Origin of the sequence: Paramagnetospirillum kuznetsovii, assembly GCF_003284725.1 — a bacterium.
Classification (GTDB): Bacteria; Pseudomonadota; Alphaproteobacteria; order Rhodospirillales; family Magnetospirillaceae; genus Phaeospirillum; species Phaeospirillum kuznetsovii.
Genome location: NZ_PGTO01000019.1, coordinates 29,711 through 48,112 on the forward strand (window position 1 = coordinate 29,711; position 18,402 = coordinate 48,112).

The 18,402-nt window shown below is 66.0% G+C and carries 16 protein-coding genes; 2 read left to right on the forward strand and 14 right to left on the reverse strand.

Features of this window, described 5'->3' with window-relative positions; all coding sequences use genetic code 11:
* Positions 1–329: 329 nt before the first annotated feature.
* From CU669_RS17440 to cobA, 13 genes are all read right to left on the reverse strand, one after another.
* Positions 330–2,228 (reverse strand): hypothetical protein, encoded by a 1,899-nt coding sequence (locus tag CU669_RS17440; RefSeq protein WP_146747777.1) that lies wholly within the window; start codon positions 2,226–2,228, stop codon positions 330–332.
* Positions 2,229–2,290: 62 nt separating this feature from the next.
* On the reverse strand, positions 2,291–3,124 hold the full coding sequence (gene rsmA / locus CU669_RS17445; RefSeq protein WP_112146880.1) for a 16S rRNA (adenine(1518)-N(6)/adenine(1519)-N(6))-dimethyltransferase RsmA: 834 nt from the start codon (positions 3,122–3,124) through the stop codon (positions 2,291–2,293).
* Complete coding sequence (pdxA, locus tag CU669_RS17450; RefSeq protein ID WP_239988765.1) at positions 3,121–4,101, reverse strand: 4-hydroxythreonine-4-phosphate dehydrogenase PdxA; 981 nt, start codon at positions 4,099–4,101, stop codon at positions 3,121–3,123. Before pdxA ends, rsmA begins: the two co-directional genes overlap by 4 nt.
* Before the next feature lie 37 nt (positions 4,102–4,138).
* Positions 4,139–5,407, reverse strand: coding sequence for a peptidylprolyl isomerase (locus CU669_RS17455; RefSeq protein ID WP_112146882.1), 1,269 nt, complete (start codon positions 5,405–5,407; stop codon positions 4,139–4,141).
* Positions 5,408–5,465: 58 nt separating this feature from the next.
* Positions 5,466–8,234 carry an LPS assembly protein LptD gene (gene lptD, locus CU669_RS17460; RefSeq protein WP_112146883.1) on the reverse strand — a complete coding sequence of 923 codons (2,769 nt, stop codon included), beginning with the start codon at positions 8,232–8,234 and terminating at the stop codon, positions 5,466–5,468.
* 16 nt (positions 8,235–8,250) lie between these two features.
* The gene (lptF, locus tag CU669_RS17465) at positions 8,251–9,390 is read right to left on the reverse strand and encodes an LPS export ABC transporter permease LptF (RefSeq protein WP_322096915.1); all 1,140 of its coding nucleotides are present in this window, start codon (positions 9,388–9,390) and stop codon (positions 8,251–8,253) included.
* Positions 9,391–9,434: 44 nt separating this feature from the next.
* Positions 9,435–10,838 carry an FAD-binding oxidoreductase gene (locus tag CU669_RS17470; RefSeq protein WP_112146884.1) on the reverse strand — a complete coding sequence of 468 codons (1,404 nt, stop codon included), beginning with the start codon at positions 10,836–10,838 and terminating at the stop codon, positions 9,435–9,437.
* Positions 10,835–11,791, reverse strand: a complete 957-nt coding sequence (locus CU669_RS17475; RefSeq protein ID WP_112146885.1) for an L-threonylcarbamoyladenylate synthase — start codon at positions 11,789–11,791, stop codon at positions 10,835–10,837. The genes CU669_RS17470 and CU669_RS17475 overlap by 4 nt, the downstream gene beginning before the upstream one ends.
* 3 nt (positions 11,792–11,794) lie before the next feature.
* Positions 11,795–12,256 (reverse strand): YcgN family cysteine cluster protein, encoded by a 462-nt coding sequence (locus CU669_RS17480; protein ID WP_112146886.1) that lies wholly within the window; start codon positions 12,254–12,256, stop codon positions 11,795–11,797.
* Positions 12,257–12,331: 75 nt separating this feature from the next.
* Positions 12,332–13,651 (reverse strand): cobyrinate a,c-diamide synthase, encoded by a 1,320-nt coding sequence (locus tag CU669_RS17485; RefSeq protein ID WP_112146887.1) that lies wholly within the window; start codon positions 13,649–13,651, stop codon positions 12,332–12,334.
* Positions 13,644–14,246 carry an SCO family protein gene (locus CU669_RS17490; RefSeq protein WP_112146888.1) on the reverse strand — a complete coding sequence of 201 codons (603 nt, stop codon included), beginning with the start codon at positions 14,244–14,246 and terminating at the stop codon, positions 13,644–13,646. The genes CU669_RS17485 and CU669_RS17490 overlap by 8 nt, the downstream gene beginning before the upstream one ends.
* A 16-nt stretch (positions 14,247–14,262) precedes the next feature.
* Complete coding sequence (locus CU669_RS17495; RefSeq protein ID WP_322096916.1) at positions 14,263–15,015, reverse strand: sulfite exporter TauE/SafE family protein; 753 nt, start codon at positions 15,013–15,015, stop codon at positions 14,263–14,265.
* Positions 15,012–15,794 carry a uroporphyrinogen-III C-methyltransferase gene (gene cobA / locus CU669_RS17500; protein WP_112146889.1) on the reverse strand — a complete coding sequence of 261 codons (783 nt, stop codon included), beginning with the start codon at positions 15,792–15,794 and terminating at the stop codon, positions 15,012–15,014. Before cobA ends, CU669_RS17495 begins: the two co-directional genes overlap by 4 nt.
* Before the next feature lie 72 nt (positions 15,795–15,866).
* On the opposite strand from cobA, the gene CU669_RS17505 reads away from it, so the two are divergent.
* A complete protein-coding gene (locus CU669_RS17505; protein ID WP_112146890.1) occupies positions 15,867–16,898 on the forward strand; it encodes a cobalt-precorrin-5B (C(1))-methyltransferase in 1,032 nt (343 codons plus the stop codon).
* The gene (locus tag CU669_RS17510; protein ID WP_112146891.1) at positions 16,891–17,652 is read left to right on the forward strand and encodes a cobalt-precorrin-6A reductase; all 762 of its coding nucleotides are present in this window, start codon (positions 16,891–16,893) and stop codon (positions 17,650–17,652) included. The genes CU669_RS17505 and CU669_RS17510 overlap by 8 nt, the downstream gene beginning before the upstream one ends.
* Here CU669_RS17510 and cobM read toward each other — a convergent pair.
* The gene (cobM, locus tag CU669_RS17515) at positions 17,599–18,363 is read right to left on the reverse strand and encodes a precorrin-4 C(11)-methyltransferase (RefSeq protein ID WP_112146892.1); all 765 of its coding nucleotides are present in this window, start codon (positions 18,361–18,363) and stop codon (positions 17,599–17,601) included. The genes CU669_RS17510 and cobM overlap by 54 nt on opposite strands.
* Positions 18,364–18,402 lie beyond the last annotated feature (39 nt).

Sequence of the window (18,402 nt, forward strand, 5' to 3'; positions counted from 1 at the left end):
CATCCGCTCTTTTCGGAGACGCTTCTTACGAGCGCCTTACTGCTTTATTGCAATAAAACCCATCGCCGCCCCATACGTCAATGGGATTACCTACACCAAATGTTATGGATTACCCCACCGATTTAGGTAGGCCGTCCGTCTGCCTATGCTCCGGGTCGGCCGCTTGATCCTTATCGGGCGCGGCTTTGCGGTTTTTACTGGGATTGGAGAAGCGGAATCGTCCGGCGAGGACACAGCCCTTCATGCCGGGATCGCAGGGGCGGCCGACAACTTTGCCGCAATGACCATTCGCCTCATGCACACATCCCCATCCGCTCATGACCGGCCTCCTATATCCGACCCAGCGGCAAGGGCGCCAGCCCGCTTGGCGGTCGATTATCAGCCAAGGCGGGTGGTGTCGCGGTGGTCTTCATCAGCTTCTCGACCTCTTCCAGCGATTTGGTCGCCGCCTCGACGATGGGTTGGTAACCGCCAGGGTCGGCGATCCGCTCCAGCAGCGCCTTGACGTGGGCCAAGTGAATGAGCGCCTGTTCCCGGCCAGCTGGACCAAATTCTTCCACCACCCTGCGCGCCTGGAACGGCATCCGGCGAATCAGGCCAAGCCGTCGCCCGGACAGCACCTTGAAATCCATCACCTTCGCCAGCAGCTCCTGATTATCTCCCGGATGGATGGTCTCGAACAGATATTCGATCAATTCGATTTCACCGTAATCCAGGCTGAGAAATGAGAATTGCGAGCGTTGCCAGGCGAAGATGAATTCCGAAATGGCCGCCAGCCGCTGCACCAGCGCCCTCTGGAACGTCTCTGGATCGATCATTCTCCATGCCTTGCCCGCCGCCATGGGCAGCTTGCCCGGCATGCCGAAGTTGCGGGACAAATTTAACGCCACCGCTAAAAGCGTCCGACTGGTGATGGCCGAGCTGCCGCGCGGCCAACAGGCATGGAGCAGGTCCAGGGCGGCGAAATCATCGGGCGGAGTCGACAATAGCGATGCCAATGCATTCAAGTCGTCCGGCAAGTCCAACGTCCCGGTCCCGGCCGGTGTCGCCGCCTCCATCAGTGCGACCATCTCGTCGCGCTCCATGGCCGGGGCAGTGGGCTGCGGATCGGGAGGAGCGGAGGCGACATAACTGTCGTCGAGAACCAGGACTTCATCTTCCTCGTCGATGTCATCGCCCATGGGAACGAGATCGGCCACCGGCGGCGCAATCACCGTCATGGTGACGGGAAAGACGATGCTGGCCTCGTCGAGCACCAAAACGTCGTCGTCCTCGGCGATGGCGGGTTCCGCCGGGGCGGTATCTTCGGGCATGTCCGCCGCCGCCTGGGCAGCTTGGGCGCCGAGTACCGCCAGAACCTCCGTCAGCAGATCATGATTGCTCGGCCCGGCCGGTGTCTGCTCCGCGTCAGGGGGCGGCTGACGGGACAAGGCGTCGAGCACCCGCACCAGCAGATACTGATTATCCGCCTCCTCCGCCCCACAGGGCTCGGACAGCGGAATTTCCACCGGCGCCTCGACCTGGGTCATGAAGCTGTCGTCCAGCACCAAGACGTCGTCGTCATCGCCCGTGGGGGGCGCGTCACTCTCCATGACGATCCCCGGCGGCGGCGGGAACTCCGGTTCGGTCTCCGGTTCAGGGCCTGTGGCGGGCTCGGCTTCGACCGGCGCGGGACTGTCCTCCACTGGGTCTTCCAGAATAAGGACATCCGCATCCTCGCCGTCGGCGGCGGCGGGCGCCAGCATGGACACGGCGACCGTGGCCGCTGGGCGGCGGCTGAACAGGCGATCAAGCAGCCCCGGAGAAACATCATCGGCGAAAGCGCCTGTCGGCCCCGCCAAGGATGATGGTATGGCCTCGATCAGATTCCGGTCCTCGACCGTGGGCGCTTCGACAATTTCGACCAGCACCAGAACATCCTGGTCATCGTCCTCATCCTCCACATGGGAGGGAACGTCCCGAGGCGCGGGGATGTCGGGCTCCGGCTCCGGCTCGGGCTCGGGCTCGGGCTCGGGCTCGGGCGGCGCATCGTCGGGCACGGCCGCCTGTCGGGCCGAGCGCCGCGCCAAGATCCGGTGCATCATACTGCGACGCGGAAGCGGTTCCGAAGCATTGGGGGAGGGACCGGGCGGCGGCCGACCGTCTTGCGGCAACTCCTCCAGCGCCTTGGCCAGCAGATCGGCAAACGCCTGCGACGGCGGCGCAAGATCGGCCGTCCCGTCGTTCAAGGCGCTGTCTTCCGACCGGTTCTGCATCACCACTTTTGGGAATTGCCCCTGGGACTAGGCCGTCATAGTGCCATGTTGTCCACAGCCCGCGCCAGGGCACAAAAGCCCTCGACCGGGATCTCCTCGGCGCGGGCGGTGCCCGAAATTCCGGCAACCGCCAGCAGTGCTTCCGCGTTGCCCAACTGCTTTAGGCTGGAACGCAACATCTTGCGGCGCTGCCCGAAGGCGGCGGCGGTCACCCGTTCCAGAGTCTGGAAGCGCGCCGGAGCCAGGGGCTGCGGCCGGGGCACGATTTCCACCACCGTCGAGGTGACCGTCGGCGGCGGCGTGAACGCCCGCCGGTCCACGTTGAACAGGGGACGGACCTCGCACAGCCACTGGGTGATGACCGATAGCCGACCGTAATGGGAGGATCGCGGAGCGGCGGCAAGGCGGTCGACGACTTCCTTCTGAAACATCAGGACGAAGCGCTCAAACTCCGCCGCGCGGCGCAGCCATGCCAGCAACAGAACGGTGGAAATATTATAGGGCAGATTGGCGACAATCTTGCGCGGGGCTTCCCCCAGGGTGGCGGCATCCACCGCCATGGCATCGGCCGCCAATATTTCCAGGCGACCGGGATAGGCTTCGGCGATTTCGTTTTGAATGGCGATGGCCCGGTCGTCGCGTTCGATGGCGATGACCTGCCGCGCCCCGGCATCGAGCAGCGCGCGGGTCAGACCACCGGGACCGGGACCGATCTCGATCACCGTGCCAATGGACAGATCGCCTGCCGCCCGGGCGATCCGGCCGGTCAGATTGAGATCGAACAGAAAATGCTGGCCCAGGGATTTGCGCGCGTCGAGCCCATGGCGTGCGATGACGTCGCGCAGGGGAGGCAGCGGATCGGCGCTCACGACGTCTTGGCCCGATTGGCGGCGATTTCTCCCGCCATGACCATGGCCGCCATCAGACTTTCCGGGCTTGCCGTGCCGGTTCCGGCCAGTTCGAAGGCGGTCCCGTGATCGGGCGAGGTCCGAACGAAGGGCAGGCCCAGGGTGATATTGACGCCGTGGTCGAAATCCACGGTCTTGATGGGGATCAGCGCCTGATCATGATACATGCACAAAGCGGCATCGTAGCCTTGGCGGGCACGGGCATGGAACATGGTGTCCGCGGGCAGCGGCCCCACGGCATCGATTCCGGCCCGGCGCAAGTCCTCCACCGCCGGACCGACGATCTCCAAGTCTTCCCGGCCCATGGCGCCGCCCTCTCCCGCGTGGGGGTTCAAGCCCGCCACGGCGAGACGGGGAGAGGCGATGCCGAAGTCCCGCTGAAGCGCGGCGGCCGTTACGCGCCCGACCTCCACGATATCGCCCCTGGTCAAACCGCGAACCGCTTCGGCCAAACTCACATGGATGCTGACCGGAACCACGCGCAAGCCGGTGCAGGCCAACATCATCACCTCCCGCAGGCTTGGCTCTCCCGCCAGGCTGGCGAGGAATTCCGTATGGCCGGGAAAGGCGAAGCCGCCGTCCTGCATGACCTTCTTATGGATCGGATTGGTGACCACGGCCCCGGTCTCGCCGGATCTCGCCAAGTCCACCGCCCGGGCGATGGAGGCCTGGACCGCCGCCACGTTGTCGCGATGGGGATGGCCGGGCTCCACCGGCCGGGGCAAATCCAAACGCAGCACCGGCAGCGCCCGATGAAACACCGGGACGGCTTCGCCCACTGACTGAATTTCTTGTACCGGCACGGCAAGGTTCAACCGCTCGGCCAGACTCCGCAGTCGATGGGGATCGTCGATGAGCAGAAATGGAGGGCTGGACTCGGTTCGCGCCAACCAAGCCATCAGGCTTATCTCGCCGCCGATCCCGGCCGGCTCGCCCATGGTCACCCCAAGCGGCGGCCCATTGCCAATGGCCACGCTACAGCCTGAAATCGACGAATGCGGCCCGCCGCAGGTCACGAAGATAGCGCTTGCCTTGAAGATCGACCTTCTCATCCTCGATCTGGCGACGAATGACGTCGCGGGACGGCACTCCCCCGGCTGCTCCCAATGAGGTACGCGAGCACACCATCAACACCAACAATCCCTCGGGAGCCTCTTGGGGGGCGCTGGCCTTGTTGGTGGGCAGCCCCTCGACCGCAGTCCTGACCGTGGGCGGCAGTTCGGACTTGCGTCCGTTGTCCAGCCGGGCCGCTTTGTCCGACCCCATCTTACGGCCGAATTCCTCGAATTCGCGGCAGCTCTTGAGCGGCGCTGTGAGATCGAGGGCCTTCGCCTTCAACTGATCCCGGCTGACAGCGGCCCCCACCTGATAGGGAAAGGTGATTTGCAGGATGTTCATGGTCTCGTCGTCGGAATGCTGCGAGCCCGCGACGCGCTTGTCGATGACCGCCACAATGTTGAAGCCGGTTCCGACCCGAATAAGAGGGCTGACATCACCCTTGCCCATGGTGGCGATGGCCGTTCGAATCTCTTCGTCGAGATTGCTATCGACCACCCAGCCCAGCATTCCCCCTTGTCCGGCGCTGGCGCTTTGGGAGAATTGTCGCGCCAGGGCGGAGAATGGGGCACCGGCCTTGAGTTGCTCCATCAAGCGTTCACCGAGTCGGCGCGCTTCTTCCTCCTGCGCGGGCGAATCGACGTTCAGAAATATTTCCGCCAATTGATATTCGGGGTGGCCGACCTGCTGCCTGATCAGTTCAAGACGATCACTGATCTCGTCCTCGCCGATCTTGATATTGGACTGAATGACACGGCTGATCAGCTTCAGCCAAGCAAGATCCGCCCTCAGCTGATCGCGCACCACGTCGGTATCGACGCCAGCCTTGCTGAGGGATCCCAACAGCCCACCCGGCGGCATGCGGTTCTGTCGCTCGATATTGGCGATGCTGCGATTCACCTCGTCGCCGCCCACCGACACCTTGAGCCGGGCCGCTTCCTGCATTTGAATCCGCTCATCGACCATTTTCCGCAGAACCTGCGGAACGGCCCGGCGACGGTTTTCGATGGAATCCGGAAGATTGGACATCACGATGGCCAGTTTGAGCCGCGCTTCCAAATCGTGAATGGAAATCATCTCGTCGTTCACGACAGCAGCGATGCGATCAACTTCCTGGGCCTCGGCATACCTGCCCATGCCCAGCGAAGTAAGGCAGACGATGGTGACGACGATGAAACGAGCCAACATCCCGGCAATCCCCTTCGACCTTCCGGCAAGCGAAAACACGCCAGCCGAAGGCGGTTAATCAGAACAGACCCAAAGGCGCTTCGCCCAAGGTCTTCAGCACAATGGTGAGCATCGCGTTATAGCCCGACAGCAGACCCGGCGCATTGGAATAATATCGGTTCATCGTCGCCATGATGGCAAAGCACTCGTCATTATACGTCGTGTTCGCCGTCCAGTTCAACGTGCCGCCATTATCCCCGAGATCCTGAGCCAATGACGCTGTCGCCACCCAATATTTCGACAGGGCGGAGCTTACCCCATAGTTAATATATTGCCGTCTCGGATAGATCTGGCCAGCAGTGTTGGATGAAGTGGACAGATAGCCATAGGTGGTCGCAAAACTCAGCATGGGCGGCCCGATGGAAATGCTCGATTCGTTGCGGCGCAACGCCAGACTTTCCTTGTCCAGTCGGACGCGGCTGTTCAGGGCCAGAAATCCGGTGGGGGCCACGTCAACCCGTCCAAGGTAGTCGGACAAGGTATCGGTGAAGCCACTGGTGGAACTGAACGTATTGTCCACCTTGCGCCGCCAGCCCTGCGCGGCCTGAAGCCCCAGGCGCCCGCCGACGGCAGGAAAGCCGCTCCACCGCAGTCCGTAGCCGCCGCGCAGGCCGCCCTCGATCCGGTCAAGCCCAACCAACCGATTGGGGCGCATGACATTGGTTTCATCCAGTTCGAAGGCCAGCGAATCCTCGTTGGGGATCTTGTCCGAATTGCCGCCGCCAGGGCTCATGGCAACAATCGCCATGGGCTCGACCACCTGCGACATCCATGTGCCCGGACGGGAGAAGGGATAACGCCATTCCAGCGACGCCTCGGGGATGGCACGACCGGCGGTGGCCGTTCCCGCGTAATTCGTCAGGTTCTGACTGCGATAGCCGTCGCCCCGAACGCTGGTGTTCAAGGTCATCACCTGCCCGTCGGGCGTGGTCATGGGCAGATGCCATCCCGTCTGCTGCGAGATGCGCTGCGCCACCGGCCCCTTGGTCCGGGTGTATGAGAGGAAATCGCTGTCGAAGCTCCAGTAGCTGCCCGCCCAGCCGGGATCGCTCACGGCACGGTGGATCATATGCGGCAAGACCACCGGCGACTTCGTGCCGTCGCCCGAAAGGCGCTCGCCCTGGAACGACATGGTCTCCGCCATGGCGTAATTGCGCCGACCGAATCCTTCCACATAGGGACGCGTCAATCGCCAGGGGCGGTCATTGTCGGTTCGAACGCGGTAAAGATCGCGATACGTCCGATCGGACTGGTATTGGGCCTGCCAACCGGCCCGCCAAGTACGATCGAGATCGACCAAGCCCTTGGACTCCACATGGCCCCGGATATCGCCACTTCCCTTGTCGGCGGTAATGCTGGCGACGGTCTTGGCCTCGCCGTAAACGCCGCGCCAGCGATGCTCGCCCAGCAGGTGAAGATGCTGCATGGCCGAGGTGGCCAGATTGTCGGGGTCGGTCTTGACGGCGGAAATGGCGTCGGTTTGCGGCAGCATGAACCGGGGAACCAGGGTGACATCCTCTTGGTCCGACATCACGAAGAAATACGGAGTCGTGAAGGATGGCCCAAGGGAGCTGTTATAGCCCACGGTGGGAGCCAAGAAGCCGCTCTTGCGCTTTACCGTGGGATCCGGATGGGACAGATAGGGCGTGTAGAGAACGGGGACACCGGCAAGCTCGATCCAAGCGTCGCGATATTCGATCTGCGCCTCGGCCTGATTATGGGTCACCCGCTGGGCCTTGGCCTGCCAGATGGGCGTTCGTCCGGGATTGTCCCGGCAGGGTTCGCAGGCCGTATAGACGGCGCGATCGAAATCGGTGCGATCGCCGCCGACGCGTTGTCCCGATTGGGCGGCCAAGCGCGAATTATCGGCAAGAATAACGCGCATATTGGCGGCGACGCCGCTCTTGAAGTCACCGGTCAATTCGAAATAATCGGCAAAGGTCACTTCGCCGGTGGGCTCGGTCAAGACGACGTTGCCCGACGCCCCCATGACATCCTGCTTAAGATTGTAGGACACCACATCGGCGCTGATGGTCCGACCGCTTTGGATCATCTCCACCCGCCCCTTGGCGGTGACCACGTTGAATTCGCGATCATAGATGACCTGATCGGCCTCCATGTGGACCGGCGGGTCTTCGCCTTCCTCGCGGCGCTGTGCCTTGTGGAGAGCCTGTGGAATGATTCTGGGCGGCCGCCGCATGCCCACCGCATCCCCATCGATATCGGCGGGCTGCACCGCCACCGACACGCCGCGACGACGAACGGGCGAACCGGCCTCGTCGGCGGAGGTGGGAGAAACCGAGGCACGCAGACGGGATGGCGCCGCCTGGGACGGTAGCGCGACTCCAGCCGGAGCGGCGGGGCTTGGCCCAGCCATGGTCGATGGAGCGGGAGCACTGCGCGGCCGAGGCGCCGTTACCGGCTCATCCTCGCCCCAAGCCTGCCCCCAGCCTCCGACTTCCGGAAAGGCTTGCCCTCCGGCCTCGTCCAACGGCGCGACGGACCGCACCGCCTCCACCGGAGCGGAGGACGGGGCGAGTGGGCCGCTGGGGCGAGTGGGCAAAGCCGCCGCGGGCGGCGGAGCCCGATATCCAGGAAGAGGGGGCGAAGAACGGGGAGGCAAGCGCGAAGCAGCGGGTGGCGGAACCTCGTCCTCGCCCCAGGCCTGGCCCCAGCCGCCGACCTCGGGAAAGGCGGCGCCGTTTACCGCTTCGGCACGAGCAAGCCCCGACAAGGCCGTCGAGGAGGCCAGCAGGGTCAGCAGGAAGAGTTGGCGGGATCGCGACACGTTGTCCTCGGCCGGTTCAGGCGGAATCGCCGACCGTGGCGGGCGCTCGGCGGCGCTGCCATGGCGGACTGGTCAAGACCCAAAGGCCGAAACCGATGGGAATGACCGCATTGAGGTAAATGGCTGGCGCCAGAGTGAGATTGCCGGTGGCCACATTGGATATTCCCAAGGCCGCCGCCTGGACGCCCACCATCAGGCCGGTGGAGATCAGCACCTGGGCCAATTGGCCTCGGCGATCAAAGCCAGCGGTCAACAAGATACAGGCCGCCAGCAAGGCAAAGCCCAGATTATAGAGCGGCGCCGTAAGGCGGGAGTGCATCTCGACCTTGAAACGCCGGTATTCCTGGGGGCCGACATCGCCTTCCGAAATGGAGAGCAATTCCATGGTGCCGCGTTCGCGGGCATCGCGGAACCGGTCGCGCTTGGCGCCGGTGGCCGTGGCGAAATCGACGGTGTAGCTGTCGAAATACAGCAGCGACAGCTTACCCGTCCCAGGCGTCACCTCCTGCCGATTGCCGTTGATCATCAAGACACGAGGCCCCGTCTCGGTATAGACCAGCGCACCCTTCTCCGCCATCAGGGTGACCGCCCGATTGGGCGAGCGCTTGTCGTGAACCAGCAACCCCAGCAACTCGCCGGCGGGCGAGCGCGACCGCACATAGATGGTCAGGCCGTCGCCGAATTTGTTGAACATCCCTTCTTGCAGCAACACGTTGGAAATGTCGTTGCGAATGGTCCAGTGCATTTCGTGAAAATCGCGCACCGTCACCGGAATGATCCAGCAGCTCAGCAGATAGCCCAACGCGGTGGTCACCAAGCCCAGCACCATGGCCGGCCGCGCCAGCGCCAGATGGCTGAGGCCCGCGGCGCGCAACACCACCAGTTCTCGGTCCGCGATGAGCTTGTTGTAGGTGAAAAGCACCACCGCGAAAAGTGAAATCGGGATGATCACCACCAGGAAACCCGGCATCAGCAGCATGGTCAGCTTGAGGAACGACCCGATGCTCAACCCCTTGTTGACGATCATTTCCACAAAGCGCAGCGACTGCGTCAGCCATAGGACGCAGGTCAGCGCGATGGAGACGAACAGCATCCCCACCACCATTTGCCGCAGTATGTATCGCGTAATTCCCGACATCGCCGGGATTATAGACATCACCTTTGGCTCCGAACAGCGAAAGGTGAGCCCCCGACCGCCGATCAGGACAGGATTTTTCCGGGGTTCATCAGACCCCGCGGATCCATGGCGGATTTCAGCCTGCGCATCAGGTCCAGGTCCAGGGCGGGCTTGTAATGTGCCAATTCCGCCACCTTCAGTCGGCCGATGCCGTGCTCGGCGGAAATGGAGCCCTCCATCTCCGTCACGATATCATGGACGATGCGGTTCATGCGGTCCCATTGGGCCAGAAAGACCTGCTTGTCGGCGCTTTCCGGCTGGGTCAGGTTGAAATGGGTGTTGCCGTCGCCCAGATGGCCGAACGGCACCACCCGAACGCCGGGCATGGCCGCTTCCACCGCCCGGGTGCATCGGCGGATCATCTCGGGCACAAGCGAGGTCGCCACCGCCACGTCGTGCTTGATGGAGCCGCCTTCCTTCTTTTGCGCCTCGGGAATGGCTTCGCGGATGCGCCACAGGGCGCGGCGCTGTTCCACGCTGTCGGCCAGCACCGCGTCCACCGCGAGGCCTTCGCCCAGGGCCTCGGCCAGCATCTCTTCCAGCGCGTGCCGCAGGCCGCCGGGCCGCGATGACGACAGTTCCAGCAGCAGATACCAGGGATGGGCGGCCTCGAAAGGATCGCGCACCCCCGGCACATGCCGCGCCCCCAGTTCCAGACCGATACGGGGAATCAATTCGCAGCCGGTGACGGCGTCGCCGCTGGCGCGCCGGGCGCGGGCCAGCAGCACCAGGGCGGCATCCAGATCCGTCAGGGCGATCAGGGCGGTCTGAATCTCGGTCGGCTGGGGAAACAGCTTCAACACGGCGGCGGTGACGATGCCCAGTGTTCCTTCCGCCCCGATGAACAGATGCTGGAGCGCGTAGCCGGTATTGTCCTTGCGCAGCCTCTTCAGCCCGTTCCAGACGCGCCCATCGGGCAGCACCACTTCCAGGCCCAGCACCAGATCGCGGGTATTGCCGTAACGCAGCACATTGGTGCCACCGGCATTGGTGGAGATATTGCCGCCGATGCGGCATGACCCCTCCGCCCCCAGGCTGAGGGGAAACAGGCAGCCGACCTCGGCCGCCGCCTGTTGCAGATTGACCAGCACGCAACCAGCCTCGGCGGTGAGCGTGAAGTCAATGGGATCAATCCGGCGGATGCGGTTGAGCCGCTCGGTGGAAATCACCACGGAACCTCCGTCCTCCGACGGCACGCCGCCGCCGCACAGCCCGGTATTGCCACCCTGGGGCACCATGGAAATCCCAGCCGCCGCGCAGGCCTTGACCACCTCGGCCACCTGTTCGGTGGAGCCCGGCCGCACCACCGCCTGGGCGGCGCCGCGATACAGGCCGCGCTCCTCCACCAGATAGGGCGCGAGATCGGCAGCGTCCGTCAGCACATTGGTGGGGCCGACGATTCCGGCGAGTTGCTTGAGGAGGGTCATGACGTCCCCCTCGGCGCCGCCGCCCGCCGCAGCCGATCATTGATGGCCAGCCCCAGCCCGTATTCGGGGATGGGCGACACCGCGATGCCCGACAGGCCGGGCCTGTCCATGGCGCGGAGCATGGCGAACAGATTGGCCGCCGCCTCTTCCAGATCGCCCGAGGGCGACAGATTGAGCGTCGCCGCCACCGGTCCGAAACCCAGCAAGGCCCAGCCCGCCTCCACCGCCTGCGCGTTCAGTCGCACCGGAGCCGACGGCGCGTAATGGCTTTCCAACTGCCCCGGCGAGCGCGGCGCGTCGGGGCTGTCGGCGGCATGGGGCAGGACGAGGCCGAGCACCGCTTCCAGCGTCTCCACCTCCACCCCGCCGGGACGCAGCAGGGCGGGCCGGTCGCCCGACAGATCGACCACCGTGGACTCGACGCCCACCCGGCACGGCCCGCCGTCGAGGATCAGGGAAACCCGTTCACCCAGGCACGCGGCCACGTGTTGAGCCGTGGTGGGGCTGACCGCACCCGATCGGTTGGCGGACGGCGCCGCCAGCGGGCGTCCGGCCGCTTCGATCAGCGCCAGCGCCACCGGATGGTCGGGCATGCGCACCGCGATGGAGTCGAGCCCGGCGCTGGCCAGCAGCGAGACCTTCGAATCGGCGCGGCGCGGCAGCACCAGGGTCAGCGGCCCCGGCCAGAAGCGCGCCGCCAGCCGATGGGCGTCGGGATTGAGTTCCACCAGGCTTTCGGCCTGCTCCATCGAGGCCACATGGGCGATCAGCGGGTTGAAGCTGGGACGGCCCTTGGCCTCGAAGATGGCGGCCACGGCGCGGTCGCAGGTGGCGTCGCCGCCCAGCCCATAGACCGTCTCGGTGGGAAAGGCCACCAGACGGCCGTCCCGCAGAGCCTCGGCGGCCTCGGCGACGGCGTCGGGGGTGGCGGCAAGAATCTTGGAGTCAGGCAACGTCTACTCCGGCCACGTCACGATGTGGTAGTCCAGCAGATCGGCCTTGGACTCGGTGATCACCCGGCCGCGCACCGATATCCCGGCGCGGTGCACCGTATCGGGGTCACCCGAAACCAGCGGATGCCACCATGCCAGCGGCCTGCCTTCCGCCAGCAGCCGATAGGCGCAGGTGGAGGGCAGCCAGTCGATATGCTTCAAGACCGTGGCCGACAATTCGACGCAGTCGGGCACGTCGTCCCAGCGCTGAGCGTATTTCTTGCACTTGGCGGTGCCGATATTGAGCAGACGGCAGGCGACCTCGGTGTAGTGCACCTGGCCGGTATCGGCGTCCTCTACCTTGTGCAGGCAGCAGCGGCCGCAGCCGTCGCACAGGCTTTCCCATTGCGGCCGGGTCATGGCCGACAGCGGCGTGGCGTGCCAGAACGGCGGTTCGGTCTTGGGGGCGGGGGAACTGGCGGACATGGCCTCAACCTCGTTACGCCCCGGCGGCTTGGGGCCAAGCCATAATGGCCGAAATCCCGCCCAAGGTGGTAGTGGTTAGCGTCGATCGATCAGATGAACGAATGATCCAGCCAGCCGACCGCTCGTCAGGCCGGCGGTGCCCAGCCCGGTGCCGCCGGCATCCTGGATGCGGAACAGCGGCGCGCCGTCTTCCCGCAGCACGGTGGCGTAGTGGAATTCGTGACCGCGAAAGCCACCCCCCGCCGCGCCCAGCGGCCCATCGGCGCACAGGCTGGCGCGGCGATAGCCGAGATGAATCCTGCGCTGGGCGAAGGAGGTTTCCACCCCCAACAGCCCGGCCATGGCATGACCGACGCCCTGGGCATCCACCAGCGTCCGGCCCAGCACCATATAGCCGCCGCATTCGCCGAACACCGAGGCGCCGCGCTGGGCGGCGGCGCGCAACCCGTCGAGGAAGACGGCATTGCTCGCCAATCGCCCGGCATGCAGTTCGGGATAGCCGCCGGGCAGATAGACGGCGTCGGCCGAGGAATCGGGCGCCTGATCGGCCAGCGGCGAGAAGGGCAGAATTTCCGCTCCCGCCTGCCGCCATCCGTCCAGCAGGGCGGCGTAGACGAAGGCGAAGGCCGGATCGGCGGCGACGGCGATGCGATGGCCCAGCGGCGGCAGCACCGGGGCTGCGCGCTCGCTCCTAATGCGTGACGGCACCGCCAAATCGGTCAAGGCCTCGATATCAAGATGGCGGCCCACCAGATCTGCGGCATCGTCGAGGAAGGCGGCGAGATCGGGGCGTTCGCAGGCCTGGACCAGCCCCAGATGGCGCGACGGCATCTCAAGCCTGGCGTCGGGCGGCAGGAAGCCCAGCAGGCGAATGCGGGGACAGGCCACCCGGCAGGCCTCGGCGATGGCCGCCTTGTGGCGCTCGCCCACCACCCGGTTGAACACCACGCCGAGCACCGAGACATCGGGACGCAGCGCGGCGAAACCGGCCAGAACGGCGGCGGCCGAGCCGGTCATTCCGCGCCCGTCGATCACCAGCACCACCGGCCAGCCGGTCAGTTGGGCCAGATCGGCGGTGCTGCCGTCGGGCTGGCCCACCGGCACGAAGGCGCCGTCGAACAGGCCCATGACGCCCTCGCAGATCACCAGATCGGCGTCTTCCGAAAGGGTTCCGGCCAGGGCGGCCACCGTCTCGGGCCGCATGGCCCAGCTGTCCAGGTTGAAGCAGGCCCGGCCCGAGGCGGCGGCGTGAAAGGCGGGGTCGATGTAATCCGGCCCCACCTTGGCCGAGGCCACGCGCATGCCTTGCTTGGCCAGCAGGCGCAGCAGCCCCAGGGTCAGCGATGTCTTGCCGCTGCCCGAACTGGGGGCGGCGATAATGAGTCCCTTAGCCAATATGCTTCTTCAGCCCGGCGACCAGATCATCCACCGAAATGCCATGAGTGAAATGGGCGACGAAACGCCCGTCCGGCCCCATCAGATACAAGATGGCAGAGTGATCGACCGTATAGCTGTCGGGCGAATCGCCCTTGACCTTGGCGGCGTAGACCTTGAACTCCTTGGCCACCTTGGCGATATCCTCGGGCGATCCGGACAGCCCCTGGATGGCGGGGTTGAAGGCTTCCACATAGCTCTTCATCACCGCGGGCGTGTCGCGTTCCGGGTCGATGGTCACGAAGATGGGAACCAGCTTCTTGCCAAAGCTCGGCCCCAGCTTGTCCAGCGCCCCAGCCACCGTGGACAAGGTGGTGGGGCAGACATCGGGGCAATAGGTATAGCCGAAGAAGATCAGCATATAGCGATTGCGGAAATCCCGGTCCGACACCGTCTTGCCGGTCTGGTCGGTCAGGGTGAAGGGGCCGCCGATGGCGGGGATGGACTTGCCGTCGCTGGTGGATTGGCCGCTCCACACCACGATGCGGACACCGATGACGACGAAGGCCACCACGATGACGCCGACCACGGCGAGCAGGGTGCGGGAAAATTTCATGCGTCCATCTCCGTCCTTAACCGGCGAGCAACTGCCAGGCCATGAAGGCCAGCACCGCCGCGTTCAACACCAACAAGACCGGCGCCAGCCGCAACAGCGGCGCCCGCCAGCGCAGGATGGCGGCATGGCCGACGGCGCCGATCCCCACCAGCATGGGCGCCGTTCCGGCGGCGAAGGCCACCATTCCCGCCGCCCCGGCGATGGGATTGCCCGCCGCCGCCGCCGCCGCCAAGGCGGCATAGAGCAAGCCGCAGGGAATGAACCCCAGGGCCATGCCCAGCACCCAACCGCGCGGCCCGAACGGACGGGCGAACAGAGGCCTAGCCCAGCGTCCGATACTGCCCGACCACGGACTGTCGCCGGTTCCGGCTAGACCTTTCAGGGCCGGGACCGCCATGGCCGCCAGCAAAGCCGCCGCCAGCGCCAGCAACCCGGCCGCCAGCCAGCGAAACGACGCGGCGCCACCCAGTATTCCCGCGAAGCTCGCCCCCACCGCCCCCAGCGCGCCATAAGTGGTGGCGCGTCCGAGATGATAGGGCAGCAAGGCGGCGCCCGCCAGCCTTCGCATCTCGGTCATGCGCTCCAGCGGAATGGCTTCCATGCGCGCCGCCACCTGGGACAGCACGAAGGGGCCGCACATGCCCGAGCAATGGGTCAGGCTGCCCACCAGCCCGGTCAGGAACAAGCCGCCGATCAGCCCTTCCCGGCCATCGACGGAGACCCGGCAAACGGACACACCGGCATGGAGCAGCGCCATGAATTCGCTCACGCCGGGCTCCACCAGTCGAGCCGGTCGCGCAAGCGCACCACGCTGCCCAGCACCAGCAAGGCGGGCGGCTTCAGCCCGGCCGTCGCCACCGCCTCGGCGACCTGCCCCAAGGTGGTTTCCAGCACGGTCTGCCGGGGCGTCGCTGCGTCGCACACCACCGCCATGGGCTCGTCGGGCCTACGCCCCGCAGCCATCAATCGCTTGGCGACCCGGTCCAGATGCTTCAATCCCATGTAGAACACCATGACCGGCGCGCCGCGTGCCAGGGCGTCCCAGTCGAATTCATCGGGCACCTCGCCGTCGGCGCCATGACCGGTGACGAAGGCCACTGCCGAATTGGTGTCCTTGGAGGTCGCCGGAATACCGGCATAGGCGAGACCGCCGATGCCCGCCGTGATGCCCGGAACGATGCGAAATTTGATCCCGGCCTGGGCCAGGGCCAAGGCCTCTTCCGGGCCGCGCCCGAACACGAAGGGATCGCCGCCCTTCAGCCGCAGCACCCGCGAACCCTGGCGGGCCAGTTCGATCAGCCGGTCGGTGATGTCGGTCTGCCTGACCGAGTCCTGGCCGCCGCGCTTGCCCATGGTCTCCACCACCGCGCCGGGGCGGACCAGGGCGAGGATGCGCGCATCCACCAGGGCGTCGCACACCACATGATCGGCATGACGCAAGCCATGCAGGGCCAGCAGGGTCAACAGACCGGGATCCCCCGGCCCGGCCCCCGCCAGCCACACGGTGCCCGCCTCGAACGGGGCAAAGTCAAACGGCAAGTCCAACATGGGCGGCAGTATATGGATTTGGTCCCGATCGGCCTCATGTATTTTCCGTAAGAGTGCGGGTAAAGTCCGCCCATGACCGAATCGCCGCTTCGCAAGGGATGGACCACCGGGGCCTGCGCCGCCGCCGCCGCCAAGGCCGCCTATGCCGCCCTGAGGGGCGAGGGCTTTCCCGATCCCGTGACCATCCAATTGCCGCGCGGCGAGACGCCGAGTTTCGCCCTGTCGCGCAAGCATCTTGAACCCTGCCGCGCCATTGCAGGGGTGATCAAGGACGCGGGCGACGACCCCGACGTCACCCACGGCGCCGAGATCATCGCCACCGTGGAACCAGGCTCGGCCGGTTCCGGCATCACCTTCCGGGCGGGCGAGGGCGTCGGCACCGTCACCCTGCCCGGCCTGCCAATCCCGCCGGGCGAGCCCGCCATCAATCCGGGCCCGCGCCGCCAGATCACGGACAATCTGGGCGATGTCGATCTGGTGGTGACCATTTCCATTCCGGGCGGCGAGGCCCTGGCGGCCAAGACCTTGAACAGCCGCCTCGGCATCATGGGCGGGCTGTCCATCCTGGGCACCACCGGGGTAGTGATCCCCTATTCCTGTTCCGCCTGGGTCCATTCTATCCATCGCGGGGTGGACGTGGCCCGCGCCCTGGGGTTCGACCATGTGGCGGGGGTCACCGGCAAGACCTCGGAAGCCCTGGCCCGGAAGCGGTTGGGATTGTCCGACCAAGCCATCATCGACATGGGCGACATGGCGGGGGGACTGCTGAAATATCTGCGCCGCGCCCCGGTCAGGCGTCTGACCCTGGTGGGCGGCTTCGCCAAGCTGACCAAGCTGGCGGCGGGCCATCTCGACCTGCATTCCGCCGCCTCTCAGGTGGATGGCGGTTTCCTAGGCGGATTGCTGCGCGACCTGGGCTTCGCCGACCAACTTCCGCTATCGGCAACCGCCGCCCAGGCCTTGGTCCTGGCCGGTGATCTGCCGCTGGGCGATCTGGTGGCGCGTCGCGCCCGCGAGACGGCCCTGGCGGTGCTGTCGGGCGGCACCGAGATCGCGGTGATCGCCGTTGATCGCGGGGGCAAGGTAGTGGGGAAAAGTGGTTAGAGTCCTCATCCTGGGCGGCACAACCGAGGCCGCCGCCCTGGCGCGCGCCCTGGACGGCAAGGTCGAGATCATCACCTCGCTGGCCGGTCGCGCCGGCATTCCCCATATCCCAGGCGGCGTAAGGGTTGGCGGATTCGGTGGCGCCTCCGGCCTGGAAGCCTATCTGCGGGCCGAGGGAATCGAGGCGGTGATCGACGCCACCCATCCCTTCGCCGCCCGCATCTCGGCCCATGCACAAACCGCCTGCGCGGCGACCGGCATCCGCCGCACCACCCTGTGCCGAGCGGAATGGACCAAGCACGCGGACGACCATTGGATCGAAGTCGGGTCCATGGCCGAGGCGGCGGAAAAACTGCCGAGCCTGGGCAAGCGCGCCTTCCTGACGGTCGGGGCGGGCGAGGCGGCCGCCTTTGCCGAGGTTGCGGGCGTCTGGTTCCTGGTCCGCCTGCTGAAGGCCGCAAGCCTGCCCCTGACGGACTACGCCGTCATCACCGGCCGCCCGCCCTTTTCGGTGGAGGATGAAGGCGCGTTGATGGCCGGGCATCGCATCGACGTGCTGGTTACCAAGGCCTCGGGCGGTGCCGCCACTTACGGCAAGATCGAGGCCGCCCGAACGTTGGGTCTGCCCGTCCTGATGATCCGCCGCCCACCGCCGCCCGAGGGCGAGAGCGTCGAGAGCATCGAAGCGGCGGTGGAGTGGTTAGACCTTCCCCGGCCGCAGCACATGGGTGTGGTCGGCGGCGTACAGCCGTGAATCGGTGAAGTCGGCGCCCTCGCCCAGCACGCGGCCCACCAGGATCAGGGCGGTGCGGGTCAGTCCCGCCGCCTTCGCCTTGTCGCGGATATCGGCCAGCGTTCCCCGGATGAAGCTCTGATCCGGCCACCCCACCCGGAAGGCCACCACCACCGGACAGTCCTCGCCGTAGAGGGGGCTCAGTTCCTTGACCACATGGGCCAGGTTGGTGACCGAGAGGTGGATGGCCAGGGTGGCGCCGCTCTTGCCCAGGGTGGTCAGATCCTCGTTGTTGGGCATGGCGGACGAGCGCACCGAGGTCCGGGTCAGGATCACCGTCTGGCTGATATCGGGCAGGGTCAGTTCGGTGGACAGCGCGGCGGCGGCGGCCGCGAAGGCGGGCACGCCCGGCGTCACGTCATAGGCGATGCCCAGCGCGTCGAGGCGGCGCATCTGTTCGGCGATGGCGCCGTAGAGCGAGGGATCGCCGGAATGGACACGGGCCACGTCCAGATTCTTGGCCTGGGCCTCGGCGATCTCGGCGATGATCTGGTCCAGATCCAGCGGCGCGGTGTCGACGACACGGGCGCCCGGCGCCGCCTCGGCGACGATCTCGGCGGGCACCAGCGAACCGGCGTAAAGCACCACCGGGCAGGACTGGATCAGCCGCAACCCGCGCAGGGTGATCAGATCGGGGGCTCCCGGCCCGGCGCCGATGAAATGGACTTTCATATCAATCCCCAAAAATCGTCATGCCCGGGCGTGACCCGG

What these genes read in the sequence shown, in the direction of transcription:
- CU669_RS17505 (WP_112146890.1), top strand. Translation starts at nt 15,867, where the DNA reads ATGACCGAATCGCCGCTTCGCAAGGGATGGACCACCGGGGCCTGCGCC.
- CU669_RS17470 (WP_112146884.1), bottom strand. Translation starts at nt 10,838, where the DNA reads ATGACCCTCCTCAAGCAACTCGCCGGAATCGTCGGCCCCACCAATGTG.
- CU669_RS17490 (WP_112146888.1), bottom strand. Translation starts at nt 14,246, where the DNA reads ATGAAATTTTCCCGCACCCTGCTCGCCGTGGTCGGCGTCATCGTGGTG.
- CU669_RS17455 (WP_112146882.1), bottom strand. Translation starts at nt 5,407, where the DNA reads ATGTTGGCTCGTTTCATCGTCGTCACCATCGTCTGCCTTACTTCGCTG.
- CU669_RS17480 (WP_112146886.1), bottom strand. Translation starts at nt 12,256, where the DNA reads ATGTCCGCCAGTTCCCCCGCCCCCAAGACCGAACCGCCGTTCTGGCAC.
- pdxA (WP_239988765.1), bottom strand. Translation starts at nt 4,101, where the DNA reads ATGGGCGAGCCGGCCGGGATCGGCGGCGAGATAAGCCTGATGGCTTGG.
- cobM (WP_112146892.1), bottom strand. Translation starts at nt 18,363, where the DNA reads ATGAAAGTCCATTTCATCGGCGCCGGGCCGGGAGCCCCCGATCTGATC.
- lptF (WP_322096915.1), bottom strand. Translation starts at nt 9,390, where the DNA reads ATGTCTATAATCCCGGCGATGTCGGGAATTACGCGATACATACTGCGG.
- cobA (WP_112146889.1), bottom strand. Translation starts at nt 15,794, where the DNA reads ATGTTGGACTTGCCGTTTGACTTTGCCCCGTTCGAGGCGGGCACCGTG.